The organism is Cupriavidus phytohabitans, from assembly GCF_017815025.1.
Taxonomy (GTDB): Bacteria; Pseudomonadota; Gammaproteobacteria; order Burkholderiales; family Burkholderiaceae; genus Cupriavidus.
In genome coordinates this window covers 1-1395 of sequence record NZ_JAGIQB010000186.1, presented here as the reverse complement: position 1 = coordinate 1395, position 1395 = coordinate 1, and the positions used below count along the sequence as shown (strand labels likewise).

General features: G+C 67.2%; 1 protein-coding gene. It reads right to left on the bottom strand.

The genetic code is table 11. From position 1 onward, the window contains the following. Positions 1-1395, bottom strand: a 1395-nt coding sequence (locus tag J8I34_RS34010; protein WP_209808560.1) for a carboxyl transferase domain-containing protein, incomplete at both ends; no start/stop codon positions are given.

Below are 1395 nucleotides of genomic sequence, written 5' to 3'. Positions count from 1 at the left end.
TCCTCGATCGGCGCGTTCAGGCTGGCCGACAGGCCCAGCCCCAGCACCGTGCGCGTCTGCGCGGGATCGATCACGCCGTCGTCCCACAGCCGCGCGCTGGCGTAGTACGGGTGGCCCTGGTGCTCGTACTGGTCGCGGATCGGCTGCTTGAAGGCATCCTCTTCCTCCGCGCTCCACTTGCCGCCCCTGGCCTCGATGCCATCGCGGCGCACCGTCGCCAGCACGCTCGCGGCCTGCTCGCCGCCCATCACCGAGATGCGCGCGTTCGGCCACATCCACAGGAAGCGCGGCGAATACGCACGGCCGCACATGCCATAGTTGCCGGCCCCGAACGAGCCGCCGATGATCACCGTGAACTTGGGCACCTGCGCGGTCGCCACCGCGGTCACCATCTTGGCGCCGTTGCGGGCGATGCCTTCGTTCTCGTACTTGCGCCCCACCATGAAGCCAGTGATGTTCTGCAGGAACACCAGCGGGATCTTGCGCTGGCAGCACAGCTCGATGAAGTGCGCGCCCTTGAGCGCCGACTCGGAAAACAGGATGCCGTTGTTGGCGACGATGCCGACCGGATAGCCCCAGATGCGCGCGAAGCCGCATACCAGTGTGGTGCCGTAGCGCGCCTTGAACTCGTCGAACTCGGAGCCGTCGACGATGCGCGCGATCACCTCGCGCACGTCGTAGGGCTTGCGCGTGTCGGTGGGGATCACGCCATACAGCTCCTCCACCGGGTACAGCGGCTCGACCGGCTCGTGCAGGCGGATCTGGTCCGGCTTGCGGCGGTTCAGGTGCTGCACGATATTGCGCGCCAGGCTCAGCGCGTGGTGGTCGTTCTGCGCGAAGTAGTCGGCCACGCCGGACAGGCGCGTATGCACATCTGCGCCGCCCAGGTCCTCGGCGCTGACTTCCTCGCCGGTGGCGGCCTTCACCAGCGGCGGGCCACCCAGGAAGATGGTGCCCTGGTTCTTGACGATGATCGACTCGTCGCTCATCGCCGGCACGTAGGCGCCGCCCGCCGTGCACGAGCCCATCACCACGGCGATCTGCGGGATGCCCTGCTTGGACAGGTTGGCCTGGTTGTAGAAGATGCGGCCGAAGTGGTCGCGGTCGGGGAACACGTCGTCCTGGTTGGGCAGGTTGGCGCCGCCGGAATCGACCAGGTAGATGCACGGCAGGTTGTTTTCCTCAGCGATCTCCTGCGCGCGCACATGCTTCTTGACCGTCATCGGGTAATACGTGCCGCCCTTGACGGTGGCGTCGTTGCAGACGATCACGCATTCCTGCCCGGCCACGCGGCCGATGCCGGTGATGATGCCCGCGCCCGGCGCGGCATCGTCATACATGTCGTAGGCGGCGAGCTGCGACAGCTCCAGGAACGGGGTGCCCGGATCGAGCAGC